The organism is Flaviflexus sp. (genome assembly GCF_052087705.1).
GTDB lineage: Bacteria > Actinomycetota > Actinomycetes > Actinomycetales > Actinomycetaceae > Flaviflexus > Flaviflexus ciconiae.
The window spans coordinates 39,112-54,882 of record NZ_JBQCYC010000016.1; the positions used below are offsets into that span (position 1 = coordinate 39,112).

Annotated in this window: 14 protein-coding genes; 9 read left to right on the forward strand and 5 right to left on the reverse strand. The window is 58.0% G+C overall.

Going from position 1 to position 15,771, the window contains the following annotated elements; translation table 11 throughout:
• Position 1: 1 nt before the first annotated feature.
• The 5 genes from narH to ACTHUY_RS08875 all read left to right on the forward strand — a co-directional run bounded on the left by narH (position 2) and on the right by ACTHUY_RS08875 (position 7,376).
• Entirely contained in the window at positions 2 to 1,657 is a 1,656-nt protein-coding gene (gene narH, locus ACTHUY_RS08855; RefSeq protein ID WP_126704194.1) for a nitrate reductase subunit beta, read from the forward strand.
• On the forward strand, positions 1,654 to 2,358 hold the full coding sequence (narJ, locus tag ACTHUY_RS08860; protein ID WP_441655094.1) for a nitrate reductase molybdenum cofactor assembly chaperone: 705 nt from the start codon (positions 1,654 to 1,656) through the stop codon (positions 2,356 to 2,358). The genes narH and narJ overlap by 4 nt, the downstream gene beginning before the upstream one ends.
• The gene (narI, locus tag ACTHUY_RS08865) at positions 2,345 to 3,103 is read left to right on the forward strand and encodes a respiratory nitrate reductase subunit gamma (RefSeq protein WP_441655095.1); all 759 of its coding nucleotides are present in this window, start codon (positions 2,345 to 2,347) and stop codon (positions 3,101 to 3,103) included. The genes narJ and narI overlap by 14 nt, the downstream gene beginning before the upstream one ends.
• 190 nt (positions 3,104 to 3,293) lie before the next feature.
• Positions 3,294 to 3,863, forward strand: a complete 570-nt coding sequence (locus tag ACTHUY_RS08870; protein WP_441678547.1) for a hypothetical protein — start codon at positions 3,294 to 3,296, stop codon at positions 3,861 to 3,863.
• Between the two features lie 306 nt (positions 3,864 to 4,169).
• The gene (locus tag ACTHUY_RS08875) at positions 4,170 to 7,376 is read left to right on the forward strand and encodes an efflux RND transporter permease subunit (protein WP_441678549.1); all 3,207 of its coding nucleotides are present in this window, start codon (positions 4,170 to 4,172) and stop codon (positions 7,374 to 7,376) included.
• A gap of 152 nt (positions 7,377 to 7,528) precedes the next feature.
• On the opposite strand, the gene ACTHUY_RS08880 is transcribed toward ACTHUY_RS08875, so the two are convergent.
• Together ACTHUY_RS08880 and ACTHUY_RS08885 are read right to left on the reverse strand one after the other, a co-directional pair.
• The gene (locus tag ACTHUY_RS08880) at positions 7,529 to 8,710 is read right to left on the reverse strand and encodes a hypothetical protein (RefSeq protein WP_441678551.1); all 1,182 of its coding nucleotides are present in this window, start codon (positions 8,708 to 8,710) and stop codon (positions 7,529 to 7,531) included.
• A gap of 34 nt (positions 8,711 to 8,744) precedes the next feature.
• Complete coding sequence (locus ACTHUY_RS08885; RefSeq protein ID WP_441675594.1) at positions 8,745 to 9,038, reverse strand: hypothetical protein; 294 nt, start codon at positions 9,036 to 9,038, stop codon at positions 8,745 to 8,747.
• A 258-nt stretch (positions 9,039 to 9,296) separates the two neighbouring features.
• Between ACTHUY_RS08885 and ACTHUY_RS08890 the strand changes: the two genes are divergently transcribed.
• From ACTHUY_RS08890 to ACTHUY_RS08900, 3 genes are read left to right on the forward strand one after another with little or no spacing between them, the layout of a single operon-like run.
• Positions 9,297 to 9,608 carry a hypothetical protein gene (locus tag ACTHUY_RS08890; RefSeq protein WP_441678553.1) on the forward strand — a complete coding sequence of 104 codons (312 nt, stop codon included), beginning with the start codon at positions 9,297 to 9,299 and terminating at the stop codon, positions 9,606 to 9,608.
• Complete coding sequence (locus ACTHUY_RS08895; RefSeq protein WP_441678555.1) at positions 9,609 to 11,357, forward strand: alpha/beta hydrolase; 1,749 nt, start codon at positions 9,609 to 9,611, stop codon at positions 11,355 to 11,357.
• A gap of 54 nt (positions 11,358 to 11,411) precedes the next feature.
• Positions 11,412 to 11,894, forward strand: a complete 483-nt coding sequence (locus ACTHUY_RS08900; protein WP_441655775.1) for an LppA family lipoprotein — start codon at positions 11,412 to 11,414, stop codon at positions 11,892 to 11,894.
• A gap of 139 nt (positions 11,895 to 12,033) precedes the next feature.
• Here the strand turns inward: ACTHUY_RS08900 and ACTHUY_RS08905 are convergent, their stop codons facing one another.
• Positions 12,034 to 12,624 carry a GNAT family N-acetyltransferase gene (locus ACTHUY_RS08905; RefSeq protein WP_441678557.1) on the reverse strand — a complete coding sequence of 197 codons (591 nt, stop codon included), beginning with the start codon at positions 12,622 to 12,624 and terminating at the stop codon, positions 12,034 to 12,036.
• Between the two features lie 217 nt (positions 12,625 to 12,841).
• On the opposite strand from ACTHUY_RS08905, the gene ACTHUY_RS08910 reads away from it, so the two are divergent.
• A complete protein-coding gene (locus ACTHUY_RS08910) occupies positions 12,842 to 14,092 on the forward strand; it encodes a serine hydrolase domain-containing protein (RefSeq protein ID WP_441655777.1) in 1,251 nt (416 codons plus the stop codon).
• Positions 14,093 to 14,391: 299 nt separating this feature from the next.
• Here the strand turns inward: ACTHUY_RS08910 and ACTHUY_RS08915 are convergent, their stop codons facing one another.
• Together ACTHUY_RS08915 and ACTHUY_RS08920 are read right to left on the reverse strand one after the other, a co-directional pair.
• Positions 14,392 to 14,715 (reverse strand): hypothetical protein, encoded by a 324-nt coding sequence (locus ACTHUY_RS08915; protein ID WP_441655778.1) that lies wholly within the window; start codon positions 14,713 to 14,715, stop codon positions 14,392 to 14,394.
• Between the two features lie 304 nt (positions 14,716 to 15,019).
• Positions 15,020 to 15,771 (reverse strand): MarR family winged helix-turn-helix transcriptional regulator (locus tag ACTHUY_RS08920; protein ID WP_441678559.1); only part of this gene is annotated, 752 nt, incomplete at its 5' end.

Below are 15,771 nucleotides of genomic sequence, written 5' to 3' on the forward strand. Positions count from 1 at the left end.
AATGAGAATCATGGCCCAAATGTCGATGGTGATGAACCTCGACAAATGCATCGGTTGTCACACGTGCTCCGTCACCTGTAAGCAGGTGTGGACGAACCGTGAAGGCATGGAATACGTGTGGTTCAACAACGTTGAGACCCGTCCCGGTCTTGGCTACCCCAAGTCCTACGAAGACCAGGACAAGTGGAAGGGCGGTTGGGAGCTGAAAAAGAACGGCAAGCTCAAGCTCAAGGGCGGCGGGCGAGCCAAGAAGCTCCTCAACATCTTCTATAACCCCGATATGCCGGGGATCAGGGACTACTACGAGCCGTGGACGTACGAATACGACATGCTGCTCAACGCACCCGCGAATTCCCAGCACGTGCCTGTCGCGCGCCCCAAGTCCCTCCTGACCGGTGAGGACATGCAGATCCAGTGGTCCGCGAACTGGGATGACGACCTGGGAGGCTCCCACGAGATCGCGGCCAAGGACCCGATCCTGGCGAAAATGAACGACGAGGTCCAACTCGAATACGAGAAGACCTTCATGTTCTACCTGCCCAGAATCTGCGAACACTGCCTCAACCCCGCCTGCGTTGCCGCATGTCCCTCCGGTGCCATGTACAAGCGCGTCGAAGACGGCATCGTTCTCGTCGACCAGGACAAGTGCAGGGGATGGCGCATGTGCGTCTCCGGATGTCCCTACAAGAAGGTGTACTTCAACCACAAGTCCGGTAAGGCCGAGAAGTGCACGATGTGCTTCCCGCGTATCGAAGTCGGCCTACCCACCGTCTGTTCCGAAACATGCGTCGGTCGTCTCCGCTACCTCGGCATCGTCCTCTACGACGCCGACAAAGTCACCGAAGCGGCCTCCGAGCCGGACGAGCACAAGTTGCTGGATGCTCAGCGCGCCGCGTTCCTTGATCCCTTCGATCCGGAAATCATCGCCGAGGCCGAGCGTCAGGGCATGCCGTACGACTGGATCATTGCGGCCCAGAAATCACCCGTGTGGCAGCTGATCTCCCGCTACGAGGTGGCGCTCCCGCTCCACCCCGAGTACCGCACCCTTCCCATGGTGTGGTACGTCCCGCCGTTCACCCCGGTCGTCGACGAGGTTTCCAAGACCACGTCCGATCCGGAGGATTACAAGATCCTGTTCACGGCACTGTCGAAGATGAGAACTCCGCTCGAATACCTGGCGGAACTCTTCACGGCCGGCGATACGAAGCCCGTCGAGAAGTCCCTCCGCAGGCTCGCCGCCATGCGCTCCTACATGCGAGACATCAACCTCGGTGCCGAAGGAAATGAGGAGATCGCCCAGGCTGTCGGCATGACAGGCGAAGACATTGAAGACATGTATCGCCTCATGGCTCTCGCCAAGTACGACGAGCGCTACGTCATCCCCACCGCCCATGCCGAAACGGCCCGTGAGCTCGACCAGATTGCCCTTCAGGCGGGATGTTCGCTCGAAGATTCGGTTGGCATGACAGGACCTGGTTTCGGTGCTGACGGCGCTGGGCTTGGCATGAACGGCGGTCAGATGATGACGGTCTCGCCGCAGCAGCGCAAGACGGACCCGACAACACCCTCCACGCCGGGAAGAACCAACCTGTTTGGCTGGTCGCCTAACCAGGGCATGGGCGGGCTGTTCCCTCCGGCAAACCCGGCAGGTGCATGATGCTACCCACCTCGTTTATCCCCACCTCGCACCTCAAAGAAACCGCCTCGGTCTCCGTGACTGTGGAACAGCGACAGCTGATCCACATGGCGGCGTCGATCCTGCTCGACTATCCAGTCCCGGAACGCTACGCCCACTTCCCTCTCATCAGGGATGAAATCTACTCGGCGAAGCTACCCACTCCGGTACTGAACCAGCTGGCACGGTTCTTAGAAGCCCCGCACGTCGCCACCCTCCAAGAGCTGGAGAAGCACTACGTGTCGATCTTCGACCTGAAACGGCGGGCCACCATGTACCTGTCGTACTACCTGACCGGTGACACAAGGAAGCGGGGCACCGCCCTCGTGAGATTCACCGAGGCCTACCGTGCGGGCGGCTGCGAAGTCGACCGTGACGAGTTACCCGACTATCTGCCGATGGTTCTTGAGTTCTCCGCGACCGGTGACGCTCAGATCGCGGGTGAGCTCCTGTCCTCCCACCGGGAAGGCATCGAACTGCTTCGCACGACGCTGGAGTCCAGCTCCAGCCCCTACGCGGGACTTGTCTCTGCCCTGTGCATGACACTGCCCGCGATCGATCAAGAAACAAAGGAGCGTTACCTCCGCCTCATCACCGACGGCCCGCCCGCGGAAATGGTGGGGGCAACCGCTCTCGGCCCACTCGAGCCATTCACGTTGGGAGAGACCCTTGGAAGCCGTTGATATTGTCCTCTGGGCCGTCATACCCTACGTGTCGATCTTCCTCTTCATTGTGGGAATGATATGGCGGTGGAAATACGACCAGTACGGGTGGACAACCCGTTCCTCCCAGTCGTATGAGTCCGTGTGGCTGAAGCTTGCCTCCCCGCTGTTCCACTTCGGCATCCTGTTCGTCGCGATCGGCCACTTCCTGGGTCTCATGATCCCGAAATCGTGGACGAGAACGCTCGGGGTGTCCGACACCGTCTACCACTGGGTGGCAACCATCCCCGGCACGATCGCTGGCTTGGCCGCGGTCGTCGGCCTTGCTCTCCTCATTATTCGCCGCCGCACCTACGGCGACGTCTTCCGGGCAACGACCGTGAACGACAAGATCATGTATATTTTCTTGGCCGTCCCGATCGTCCTTGGCCTCATCGCCACCCTGATCAACCAGGTGTTCACCACGTCCCACGGCTACGACTACCGGGAAACTATCTCCCCGTGGCTACGGAACCTGTTTATCTTCAATCCGCAGCCCGAACTCATGGTCGATGTGCCGATATCGTTCCAGATGCACGTCATTGCGGGCTTCCTGCTGTTTGCGATATGGCCGTTCACGAGGCTCGTTCATGCCTTCTCGGCACCGATCGGATACTCAACTCGCCCCGATATCGTGTACCGCTCCCGTCAGAAAACCATTTCCACCCAGGCGCCGAAGAGGGGTTGGGAGCCCGTCGACTTCTCGGGAGGAAGGCCAAAGCGCTAACCGAACGAGAACACTTCGGGCAGTAGTCTCGTAAGGAAAATGCCAGACCGTTTGTGTGGCCAAGGGTAGGGGAGGTGCAGGACTCCCCTACCGTTTCCTTTGCATAGGGACCTTAACTTGGCACACTGGATGACATTGCGCTCGCGAGTATTGCAGGGCGATAAGAGAACACATTGACGGGGGAAGAGCAGTGGCGGGCAACAGGCAGGGACCGTTTGGTAATGCTGAGGACGGCGGTGGGAATGCCTGGGGTTCCGGTAGTGATGCCTGGAATCCTGGTGGCGGCAATTCTCAGTGGAACACGGGCGACAATGCTTCGTGGGAGTCCCCTGCGCAAAACTATTGGGAAAACGAACGCCAGGAGACGGCACACGAGAGCCGGCACCGCATTGTTTCCCCGACGGAACAGAACGCCCCGACTTACGACCCGGAACGTCATGCGGCCGAGCAACAGTACTGGCGGAACCTGCGCAGCGGTCGGGGTGACTCCCGCCCTTACGGCCAAAAGGGTGGCTACTATTCCAACCCTCAAAGATTCGAAGATCGTTCTGGACGATGGACGATAGAGCGAGTTCTTAGGATCATCACGACACTCATCGGCATTGGGATGGTGGTCTTCTTTTTCTACAACTACATCCGTATTTCGAACATGTTTGGTGATTTCGGAATGACCTTTGGATCCGAGAGTGCGCCAACTGTGATCACCGACCTTGTCGGCGAGAGTCACGATGTGTCACTGGATGGCTACCTGACTGTTTAAAGTTCAGGGCCAGGGCTGATGTGCCCGGAGAACCTTAGACCGACCCGGGGAGCATCCCGCCCGAATTAGCCCCAGATGCTGGATGGGTCCCAGACGTCTGTCACGGCCGCGGGTTAACAGCGACAGCCGGAAACAGAGAGCTTGAACGGTAGTTGCCTAAGGAAGTCCTCGAGTAGGCCTCATGCGGGGGTGGGAAACGGTAGCTTTCCCAGCACTCACCAAGTGCGCCACCGTGATCAATACACCATTAGTGGTCAGGGTGCTGTGGGAAGTAGTCTGTGCCTGTAACTCTAGTGTTGAGGGATCATGTTCAAACTTGCTCAAGGTTCGCTACGTAATCGCGCGTTTGTCGCGCTCCTATCGGTCGCAATTTTCGTTATCGGGATTTTCTCGATGGGTTCGCTCCGCCAGGAGCTTATCCCGCGAGTCGAGCTTCCGGTTATCAACGTCATCTCTATTAGCCCGGGTGCGACGTCCGAGCAGATGAGAGACCGCGTCTCGGTTCCGATCGAGCAGCAGGTGATGACCATCCCGGAAGTCTCGAACACGACGACGACCTCCTCCTCATCCCTCTCCATGGTCACGATCGAGCTCGATTACGGAACTGACGTCGCACGAGCATCGAACCGCGTTGAACTGTCGATAGGTCGAGCGGATGCTAGCTTCCCCGAAAACCTTGAATATGACGTCATTTCTGGTGGCACGTCAGATATTCCACTGTCGTACGTTGGCATTACGTCCGATGGCACCCCGCTGGAAACTGCGGAGCGAATCCGTGACACGGTTATTCCTCAGCTTGAGCAGATCAGCGGCGTCTCCTCTGTCGAACTCATTGGTGCGCCTGCGCAAAATATCAATATTTCCCTGGATCAGGAGCGGGTCGCTGAGCTAGGCATTTCAGCCGATGCTGTCCAAGAGGCACTTGAAGATAACGGTCTCTCCGTTCCCGTTGGCACTCTCATCGAAAACGGTGAGGCCAAGGACGTGACCGTTGGTAAGGAAATCGCCTCGATTGAGGACCTCCGGGCGATCCCGGTCGTTGCCGGTGAAGTTGAACCGGGGGAGCCGGCCACGGTCTACCCGTTGTCCGAGATTGCCACTGTCGAATTTACCGATGGTCAATCGGATATGGTTGGCCGCCTCGACGGTGAATCGGCTATCGCCATCATTGTTTTCCCAACGGCTAACGCCAACATCGTTGATACGTCTGCCGAAGTTGATGAGACCCTTGAGGAACTGGCTCCCACGGTCGGTGGTAACACGCAGTTCACGATGCTTTTCGACCAGGCCCCCTACATCACCGGTTCCATTGAGTCACTTGCACAGGAGGGTGCGCTCGGCCTGATCTTCGCGATCCTCATCCTCCTTGTCTTCCTCCTCTCGATCCGCTCCACGCTCGTTACAGCGATTTCGATACCGCTCTCCCTGCTTGTCGGCTTTATCGGCATGATGGTGGGCGGCTACTCGCTGAATATGCTGACCCTCGCGGCCCTCACGCTGTCGATCGGTCGAGTGGTTGATGACTCGATTGTCGTTATCGAGAACATCAAACGACATCTCGACTACGGCAAACCCAAACGGGATGCGGTACTCGATGGCACGAAGGAAGTTTCCTCCGCCATCACCGCATCAACAATTGTGTCGTTCATCGTTTTCGTCCCGGTTGCCCTCGTGCCGGGCCTGGTTGGCGAACTATTCCGCCCCTTCGCCTTCACCGTGATCATTGCGCTTGCCGCGTCCCTGATCGTGGCACTGACGATTGTTCCGGTTCTTGCCTACTGGTTCCTGAAACCCACCAAGGAAGCCCGCGTTGCCGAAAGGCAGGGCGAGCTTGAGGCATACCGCGTGGAGGCCGAAAAGAAGGAACGCCGCTACTGGCTCCGCCGCGGATATGCGCCAGTTCTAAACGGCACACAGAAGCACCCGGTCATCACCATCATTGTGGCCTTCGCAATCCTCGTTGGAACGGTTGCCCTGTTCCCGCTACTCAAGATTAATCTGCTCGGCGGAGCCAACCAGGGCTCGGTGTTCATTGCGCAGGAAACCGAGCCCGGCGCCTCCATGGATGCCATGGTTGAACAGGCCGATGCTGTTGAAGATGAGCTCATGGAAGTTGAGGGAGTCAACTCCGTTGCCGTTATCATCGGCGGCGCCCAGATGACAGGCGCAAGCGCGATTAGCTACCTCGTGGCAGTCGATGAAGAAGCCGATATTGACCAGCTCACCGAAGACCTCGTGACCGCCGGCGATTCCGTGAGCGGTGAAGGAACAACCTCGTCTGCAAATGAAGGACTGCTGGGTTCCGGCACGATCGACATCAACATCACGGCGCCCGACGCCGAATTGCTACAGGTAGCGACCGATGCTGTGCGTGACGCCGTGGCTGAAGTACCCGAAGTGACCGGAGTCGAACACAACCTCGCTGCGGAAGCGCCTGCGGTGCAGGTGACGGTCAATCGTGATGCTGCTGCCGGTGCGGGGCTGACAGAGAACGACATCGTCGGTCTCATTGCCGCACAAATGGTTGAACCCGAGATCGGCCAGATCACGATCGACAACGTCGATACGTCAATCTATCTTTCGATCGAGAACCCGGTTGAGACCGTCGAAGAACTGAGGAATCTGACCATCCTGGGTCAGCCCCTCGAAACGTTCGCGACGGTTGAGGAAGTCGGATCGATCCCCACGATCGTCACCATCAACGGACAGACAACGGCAACCGTGTCGGCGGTTCCGGTGGCCGCCGATAACCTTGGTGAGGCCACCTCCGCAGTGGACGCTGCCGTTGCGGAGGTGGAGCTGCCGGACGGCGCTGTTACCTCCACGGGTGGCGTTGCCGAACAGCTCGAGGACTCTTTCAACCAGCTTGGACTGGCTCTTGCCGCCGCGGTCCTGCTGATTTACGTGGTGCTCGTGTGGATCTTCCGTTCGCTAATCCAGCCTGCACTCCTGCTGGTCGCGATCCCGTTCGCCGCGATCGGTTCGTTCCTGGCGCTGCTACTGACGGATACTCCGCTCGACATCTCCGCGATGATCGGCCTGCTCATGCTCACCGGCATTGTTGTCACCAACGCGGTGGTGCTCGTGGACCTCATGAACCAGTACCGTGATCAGGGCAAGGAACTCGACGAAGCAGTGCATGAAGGTGCGATGCGACGTGTCCGACCGGTCATGATGACGTCGCTAGCAACGATTGCAGCCATGATCCCCATGGCACTCGGTATCTCGTCCGCCACCGGGTTTATCTCCACCCCGCTAGCCATCACCGTTATCGGCGGCCTACTCACGTCAACTCTCCTTACTCTTATCCTGCTCCCCGTCCTCTACCGCCTTGTCGAGGGCGCGAAGGAACGCCGAGCAGTACGTAAGAAGGAGAAGGCAGATGCTGAGGTTGAGGCTGCGCTCGCGGAGACCAAGGACGAAAAGGTTGAGGTCAGCAACTCCTCAGACGCTAGCGGATCTGCAGAAAATGATGGCTCCACCAATGCGAGCGGTTCACCCGATTCCAAGTAGCGTGTAAAGCTAGAAAACCAGTGGGTCTTGCCAAGGAGCTAATCCTGGCAAGACCCACTGTCGTTTTCTTGTTGAGGCACTCATTCCGTAGCGGTCACCGTTGCCTCTTGGGGCAGGGCGAACGGCATGGCCCGCGCCTGTGGTCGCAAATACTAGGGCCGGTAGACGCCGAGGGTGTCGGTGCCGTTGTTGTCCCAGTCGCCGACGACGACCAGGTCGTTTGCCCTGCCGTAGTTCATGACGATGTCAGCATTGCCGCCGGTTGTCGTGTTCTTCAGGTAGTAGGTGAAGCCCCGGCGTACCCCAAGGGTTTCTTCTCCGTTCCCGTTCCAGTCTCCCACGATCACTGTGTCGGTTTCCCGGCCGTACATGTATTCGTGTTCGGCGTTGCCTCCAGCGAAGTCATTGGACTGGTAGATGGTTTTGCCCCGGCGCACAGCCGGAGTGTCGATGCCGTCGCCATTCCAGTCGCCGATAAGAACCGTGTCGTTCTCGCGGCCGTAATGGAACACGATGTCCGCGTAGGCGGCTCCGGGAATGTTGGTCAGATACCAGGTGTTACCCCGGCGAACAGCTGGGGTGTCGATGCCGTCGCCGTTCCAGTCGCCAACAAACACTTCATCGCCGACCCTGCCGTACTTGTAGTGAATATCAGCGGGGCCGGTCGTGGGATCCGTTTTCAGGTAGAGATCTTGGCTGTGCCGGACACCAACGGATTCTCTTGTGCCGACGTCCCACACACCCGATATTGGGTTGCCCGTGGGGGCGTCGGTGATGAGAACACCCAGGCGAGCATTCGATGTCGTCCAGTCATTGGCGAGATAGAAGTCGCACTCATTGGTGGCAATGCAGTCATCGGAGGTGGGGTTACCGAACCAGTCGACGTAGTTACGCCAAAAGTTCCGGTTGCCGTAGGACGAGCAATCGTCGCCCGTGCCGTACAGGTTATCGAGGGCAGCTTCGTTCGGCTGATACGGGGTGTACGTGTACAGCAGGGTTGTTGCCATGTTCTCGATGTAGACCTCACCCGTTCCACATGTGCTGTCCGGGTGGTAGAGGATATCCCAAGTTTGGCCGGGACGATAGTTCTTGTAAATGTCGGGGCGATCCAGGTAGGCGTTGTAACGCTCGCCGGCTCCGCGCACCTGCTTGTAGAACCCGCCGTGCTCCGGGTCGCAGATTGGCTGACCATCCGGACCGTCCGGGCATGAGAGCCCGGTGGCTCGTTCGTAACGCTGTGCGTTCAGGAGACTGCCGGAGGCGGTGACAAGTCCCTGTTCCTTTTGGAGGAGAACAATGAAGACCTGTGGGTTGATCCCACATTCCACCGCCACGTCGTAAACGACCTTCGAGGCCAGTTCGCCGTCCTTACCGACGTGTGCCGTGCATCCGCTTCTCGCGGGAGTGTTGGGGGGTGTCCTCCCGGTAGTCCTGGAGGCAGGGGGTGCCATCGGGCCCGGGTACGCACCTCGGGTTGACGTCTTCGAAGAAATCTTGAACTTCGGCGGAATTCATCGAATCCCAGTCGTAAAACTCGGCATCGGAAATGATGTAGCCCGGGTCGAAGTTGTCAGCATTCGCTCCCTGCGCCTGCGGCGCAGGGAAGAGAACAAAGGGCAAAAGAAGCCCCAGAATTGATGCGAAAGCGAGTCGTGTGGCCATGACCGTCACCTTCCGTACACGGGTTTAGCTACGCAAGGCCCGGTGAACTTCACTGCTCCCCGCGCTCGAGCGTGAGGTCAAAGCCCGGCTCATGCCGTGTACGAATCCTATGCCTTTACCGGGTCTAGGGGTAGGCGTGAAGGTAAATAGAGGTTAAATTGCGAGACTTCAAAGAGCCGAAGGACTCCTTTTTGCTTAGCATGTAGTGCATGCGCGGGATGTCGCGCTTTTGGTGGTGTCCGCGCGAGGAGGCGTTTCATGGGTGAGGTAAGGGTCAGCTCTGAAGAGCTGAAACGCGTAGCCGACGAGGCTGAAGACATCCAGGAAACCGCCGAAACCATTGAGATTTCCAGTAGTACGGGCGGCGTTGCCGATGCCATGCCGGGAGCTACTGCTGTCGGGGATGTGGCAAGTGCAGGCACCTTTATCGATAGCGTCGCCCAGTCCCTGGCCGATGCTTTTGGGAGCTTTACCAGTGCGGTACGGTCCGCTGACGAGGACTACAATGCAACCGATCAGACAGCATCGCTGAACTTTGAAGCCGTGGCGAGCGAGTTGGAGGACTACTAGATGGCAGGATGGTCCGACATTAAACGATGGAAGGCGTCGAACCTCGATGGCTTCATCGACGCCATCATCTCCCGCAAACGAGAAGCGGCCAGCGTTGCTGATGACACGGTAGCCATCACCATCGAAACCTGGGAAGGAGAAGGTGCAGAGGCCGCGCAGAGTACTCTCACGTCCCTGATCGAGCGCGGCGAGAAACTGCAGGACAATATTCAATACCTCCTTACCGCAGCCAGCACCGCACAGGATGGGATCGGGGATGTCGAAACCCTCGTCCTGGAAGCGCAATCTCGGGCCGATCACTACGGCTTCGTCATTGCCGAAGACGGTAGCCAGGTCACGGATCCCGAACTGGATTCCTGGTGGGAACGCTTCACGTCGAACATGGCGGCGGGGCAATCGCATGCCTATGCGGCAGAACTAGCCGAACGAAAAGGTGCCCTTGAAGACACCGCCGAGGCCGTATCAAACGCACTATCTCGCGCTACCGAAGTTGACCAGGCGTTCTGCGATGCGCTTGGGAGAATCAGTGATGATCAGGTGACCGCCGGCATGGCTGCCGGTTCGGGACTGATCCCTGGCCTGCCAGAGAGCCCGTCAACCGAAGAAGCGGCGATCTGGTGGGACTCGCTGTCCAAGGATGAGCAGGATTACTACATCGAGACCTATCCCGAGCTTATAGGCGGCATGGATGGCGTTGACGGATGGGCGAGGCATGAGGCCAATGAGGCAAGGTTGACGGCGGATCTGGAGGAAGCTCTAGAAGCACAGGCCGGCGGTGATGATTCGCCGGAACTCCAGGCCCAGATTGATGAGATGGAAGCACTGCTTGGTTCGCTCAAGCCTGCCGATGGTGAGGTGCGGCAGCTACTACTTTACGAGCCCTCGACCGGTGAGGACGGGAACTACCATATGCAGGCGGCCGTGGCCGTTGGTGACGTAGACGAGGCCGACCACATCACCACCTTCGTGCCTGGCATGACCACTACCGTGCACGACAGCGTTGGTAACTACACCGCGGATCTGCAGAACCTCAACCGAGTAGCTCAGGGCAAACTCGACGCGATGGGAGGCGGCGAAACAGTCGCCAGCATTGCCTGGCTTGGCTATGACGCCCCGGGAAGCCCCACGAACATGGTCCTTGTCGACTCCATGAAAGACGTAATGCCTGGCGATGTCCCGCTCATCATTCCCCAGGGGGCCCCCGAATATCCGCAGCCGCCCCTGATCTACTCGGTGGACCCCGCAATTGTTTCGCCGGCGCGTGCAGAACAGGGCGGAGAGAAGCTCACGTTCTTCATTGAAGGCATCCATGACAGCCGTACCCACGACACGACAAACCCGGCGGTAACACGGGATCCACACACTTCGGTTCTCGGGCACTCCTACGGTTCGACAACCTCGAGCTACGGTGTTGCGGATGCTCGACCGGGAACGGTTGATGACTATGCAGGGTTTGGTACCCCCGGTGGGGATGGTGGCTCGTGGAACATGAACTCTGGCAACAACTACGTCATGAACTTCGAGAATGAGGAACTTATTCGGTACCTCAACAACCCGCTCCGCTGGATCAGTGGGATTCCAGACGCTGGTGGACTTGGGGTCGACCCTTCTCAGGATCCCGGATTTACCACTTTGGACCCGGGACAAGCTGATCCCGGAACCGCACACACCCAGTATTTGGATGACAACAGCAAGTCGCAGAGTGAACTGGCTGATGTTGTCATCGGAGTAGCGGGCAATGACGACTGACACTGGTTATCATCTTAGAAGCCACTTCACAATTCACCGGGAGATATCTGCCTGATGCTTGACGGAACGGGCCTTTTCTTCGATGGCCAGAAGCCCCTCAATGAGAGGATAACGATCGACGTTGCGGATCGTGAGCTCACTGTCGCCATGGCCCGGATCCGGAACAGGATCGACACCGAAATTCGGGTGCAAAACTGGCAAAACCTCAGCGACAGAAGCTACGAGAATGGCGACTATGCCCTCTGCAAGTCCGTTGGTGGCGAAGGACGGTACACCAGCCGCGACGAGGGCCTAACCTTCGATCTGGCAGACGATGACTTCCCGACAGTTCTCGACATTGTCAAAGAAGAAGTCCTGCCCCTTGGATACACCCATCTTGTTGACTCAAGTGACGACACCTGGTTCTACGTCGACCTCTTCAACCCCGAAGACGGCGGGTACGTGCACCTAACAATGGCCAAGGGAAAGGGACTTATCATCCAGGTCAACACCGGATGTAGGCCGTGGAACCGGGACGAAGCAGATACTGGGGAGTAGAAACAGATACCGGGGAGTAGAAGCAGATACTAGGGGAGTAACAGCCAGACCGTTACTCCTAGGGGGTGCACATTTAGCGACAGCAGTTGAACGTGGCCGGTGGCCGGCACCCTGCCTCTCGCATAGTTCCCTTGGGGATTTAGTTCCGGGAACTCTTGCGCTCCCAATCCGAACGCAGGATCGCCATCAGAACATCATCGATGTACTCGCCGTCGAACCTAAAGGCCTCCCGCGAAGTCCCCTCATACACGAAGCCAGCCTTTTCATAGGCTCTGCGCGCTCGCGGATTAAAAGCCAGCACATCCAGGCAAATCCGGTTGAGATTGGTGTTCTCAAAGGCGTAGTCAATAACCAGTGACGTGGCCTCCGAACCGAAGCCGCAGCCTCGGCCCTCCGGGCCAATCAGGATCCGGTAATTACAGGACCGGTCTGCCGGACTCCACGCATTCAGTACCGCCTCTCCAACACACTGATCATTGGATAAATCGATAATCGCGAGATCAAGTCGGTCAGTCTGTTCTTCCCTCGTTCGATACCACTCGAGAGTTCTCTCATCGAGTGCGGGTACCGCTTTCTTAATCTCCTCGGTGGTGTTCGCGGAACCGGTCAGCTTGATGAGTTCGGGATCGGCAAGAATCGGTCCCATGCACTCGATGTCAGCCTCGGTGAAAGGGCGTAATTGAACGAGCGAGCCAGTGATCGTTGGCTTGGTTGGGAAGAGCGAATCCATAGGAACGAGCGTATCGCTATGGTAGCCGCGCGGCACTGCGCACTTCTAAGTGGGAGAAAGCTGGCGCGTACCGAGGTGAGGAATGCGCGGATTCTCAACATTTCACCGAACTGTTGACCGTGATGTGCACCATAACATACTGTCGGAGACGTCCCGCACATGCGTTATGTGCCGGGCCTGATGATCGGCACATCGGCGTGCTGAGAATGGAGACACCGTGAATAAGATTGAGACCGTAGCCCCCGAGAGCGTAGGTATGTCGGCCGACTACCTTGCCAATATTGACAAGCTGGTTGAAAACCACATGAGTGAGGATGCGTACCAGGGCATGGTTGTGCTGGTCGCCCGACATGGAAAGGTCTGCTATTTCAAGGCCTTTGGTAAGGCCGACGATGATGTGCCGATGCAGACGGACAACATCTTCCGTCTCGCATCAATGTCCAAGGTGCCGACCGCCGTCGCGGTCATGCAACTGTGGGATCAGGGACTGATTTCCCTTTCCGATCCGATCTCGAAATTCATCCCAGCATTTGCGGACGTCAAGGTTGCGGAGCTCAACAATTGGGGCGAGGTCAAGCTCGTCACTCCGAAGACCGACATCACCATCCACCACCTGCTGTCCATGACAGCTGGCATGACCAACTCTTGGTGGTACGACCTGTTCACGCCCCAGAACTACCGCGTTGTGCCAAAGCTCTATGCTGAGGCAGGGCTCATGGATGACCTGAATGCACCTCCCATTACCCTCGAAAGCAACATCGACATTCTGACAAAGATGCCTCTCATGTCCCATCCGGGGGAGGCCTTCGACTATTCGAACAACAGTGTTGACACACTGTGTCGCATGGTTGAGATCGTGTCCGGCATGGACTTCGACACCTACCTGCGGACCAACATCTTTGAGCCGCTCGGTATGAACGAAACCTGGTTCTTCCCACCCGAGGACAAGCTGGATCGTGTTGCCGCCGTCTACTGGGCAGGTAAGGACGAAAAGCAGGTCGGAACGTCACCGCTCGGCATGGGTAATCTCGGACCTGACTACACCTTCAGTGAGCACAAGACCTACTTCAGCGGTGCCGGCGGCCTCCACGGAACAACCGAGGACTACTTTAAGTTCGCGCAGATGCTCCTCAACAAGGGTGAGCTCGATGGTGTTCGTATCGTCAGTCGCGCAGCGGTTGAGCAGATGACAAGCAACCAGATCGGCGACCTCACCAACTGGCAGCTTACTCAGAACAAGTGGGGCTACCAGGTTGACCTCCAGGAAGGCGTCAATGCTCCTCCCGGCTCCATCCACTACCTCGGTGGTAAGGGTGCCTACAGCTGGCAGGGTTTTTTCTCCACAAAGTTCGTCAACAACCCCGACAAGGACACCGTCATCCTCACGATGACCACGCCCGGCTTCGACGGCGCCCTACCCCACAACCTCCGCATCATCGCGGCAGCCAACGCGGCAGTCATCGACTAGCTCTCACTGAAGTTCACAAATGAAACTCCAACGAAATCGCCAGAGCTGAAGGAAAAGTAGCTGAACAGCCTCTTTGCTTTAGGGTACGAGTGATACCTCAACCGGCCGGTTCAAGAACGCGCGAATGTGCATTCCTGTTCCGGCCGGTTGGCATGGAGGGGCTGAAAGTGCGGGCGGGCGGTGGTGACCGTTGGTGCGAACGACATGTTCATGCATGGGGTCGGTAGGAGAGTTGAGTGCTGGCCCGCTTGGAGTGCTGTCGGCATGCGGTTCCGCGTGATCCCTAGGTCGACTGAGGCCTAGTTGGTGGGGATGTGGGCGAGTAACTCTTTGACTTGCGATATGAGAAGCGCGGATGCTTCGGGGTCGTATGCGCCAAGCGATGAATCGGTGAAGAGATGCTGATCGCCCGGGTAAAGGAACAGTTCCGCTTCGTCCCGCTGGGATAGTTCTTTTGCGGCAGGCAGGTCTTCGAGGAAGAAGTCATCCCGGTCCATTCCGTGAATCTGAACTTGGATGCCCGTTGGCCAGCTTTCAGAAAACTCGGAGACCGGGACGCAGGAATGAAGCAGGAGAGCGCCCGCGGTGCCTTGTCGGGTCTGGGCAAGTTCCTGAGCGATCATCGCGCCAAATGTCGGCGGCAGTTGGTCCAGTGCACCTATGTTGTCCAGGTTTTCCATTAGAATCAAGCCCTGACTGCGAGCTTTCGCGAGCATATTTGGTTGGCTGCGACCGCTAGAGCGCACGGCTAGAGCTGAAGCTGGGTGTCTACAATCGCCTAATTTGATTGGCCCCACGGGAATGCATTGCTGCGATGAAGTAGTGCGACCCCGAAGGGCCGCACTACTGAGCTCGATGTGGAATAAGGGATTGGGAAGGATGCATGAGGCAATATGAGACCGCCATTCTCCCCGCTACTTATTGTCGTCATGCCTGTGGATTGTCATCCAGCGTGTGTTCACCACGATTGCCAAGGCCGGGGCGTCCAGTCATTCGGTAATGTCCGCCGCGCTCGCGGTGACCATGTCCGCCACGTTCGTGGTTCTCGTGCCTGCGACCACCGTGCCCACGACCACCATGTCTGCGGCTGTGAGGGCCGAAGTGGTGACCGGGACCGTCAGGGGCGTAGTCGGAGATCCTCTCCATCCAGGCCTCGAACTTGTCATCTCCCATGCGGGAGCGGGCGCGCTCGCTCCAGGAAGTGAAGTCGGTGTCGGAAGGGGTCAGGCCCTCGCCGTCGCTATTGACGGATTCGAGATGTTCGATCATCCGATCAAGGATCGTGTCGAGATGCTCAACCTGCTCGTCAGTCAGTGTTTCGAAGGCGTTGGGCTTTTCCGGGTGGAGCTGCTCAACGGTGCGACCATCCTCGGTGAGCTTGATCAGCATGACGCGCTTGTCCTCGGGGGATTGCTCGCGAGTAATAAGGCCACCCGCCTCCATCTTCACCAGGTGCTCGTTAAGGGACGCGACCCTCATGCCCAAGATGTACGCGAGATCCTTTGTGGGGATGTTGTCCTGAAGTTTAAGTGCTGCAAGGATTCGGCCCTGGCCGCGAGTTGGGTCCTCTACCGGGCCGCGAGGGTAACCTTGACCGGGTCCGCCAGGACGCGGACGGCGAGGCTTCATGAGATGGGTCGTGTAGCGGAACTTCTTATACAGTTCGTCGTGATTCATAA

Excerpts from the sequence above, each read along its gene's own strand:
- ACTHUY_RS08895 (WP_441678555.1), top strand. The coding sequence starts at position 9,609 with ATGGCAGGATGGTCCGACATTAAACGATGGAAGGCGTCGAACCTCGAT.
- ACTHUY_RS08905 (WP_441678557.1), bottom strand. The coding sequence starts at position 12,624 with ATGGATTCGCTCTTCCCAACCAAGCCAACGATCACTGGCTCGCTCGTT.
- ACTHUY_RS08890 (WP_441678553.1), top strand. The coding sequence starts at position 9,297 with ATGGGTGAGGTAAGGGTCAGCTCTGAAGAGCTGAAACGCGTAGCCGAC.
- ACTHUY_RS08900 (WP_441655775.1), top strand. The coding sequence starts at position 11,412 with ATGCTTGACGGAACGGGCCTTTTCTTCGATGGCCAGAAGCCCCTCAAT.
- ACTHUY_RS08875 (WP_441678549.1), top strand. The coding sequence starts at position 4,170 with ATGTTCAAACTTGCTCAAGGTTCGCTACGTAATCGCGCGTTTGTCGCG.
- narJ (WP_441655094.1), top strand. The coding sequence starts at position 1,654 with ATGATGCTACCCACCTCGTTTATCCCCACCTCGCACCTCAAAGAAACC.
- ACTHUY_RS08915 (WP_441655778.1), bottom strand. The coding sequence starts at position 14,715 with ATGATCGCTCAGGAACTTGCCCAGACCCGACAAGGCACCGCGGGCGCT.
- narH (WP_126704194.1), top strand. The coding sequence starts at position 2 with ATGAGAATCATGGCCCAAATGTCGATGGTGATGAACCTCGACAAATGC.
- ACTHUY_RS08885 (WP_441675594.1), bottom strand. The coding sequence starts at position 9,038 with ATGGCCACACGACTCGCTTTCGCATCAATTCTGGGGCTTCTTTTGCCC.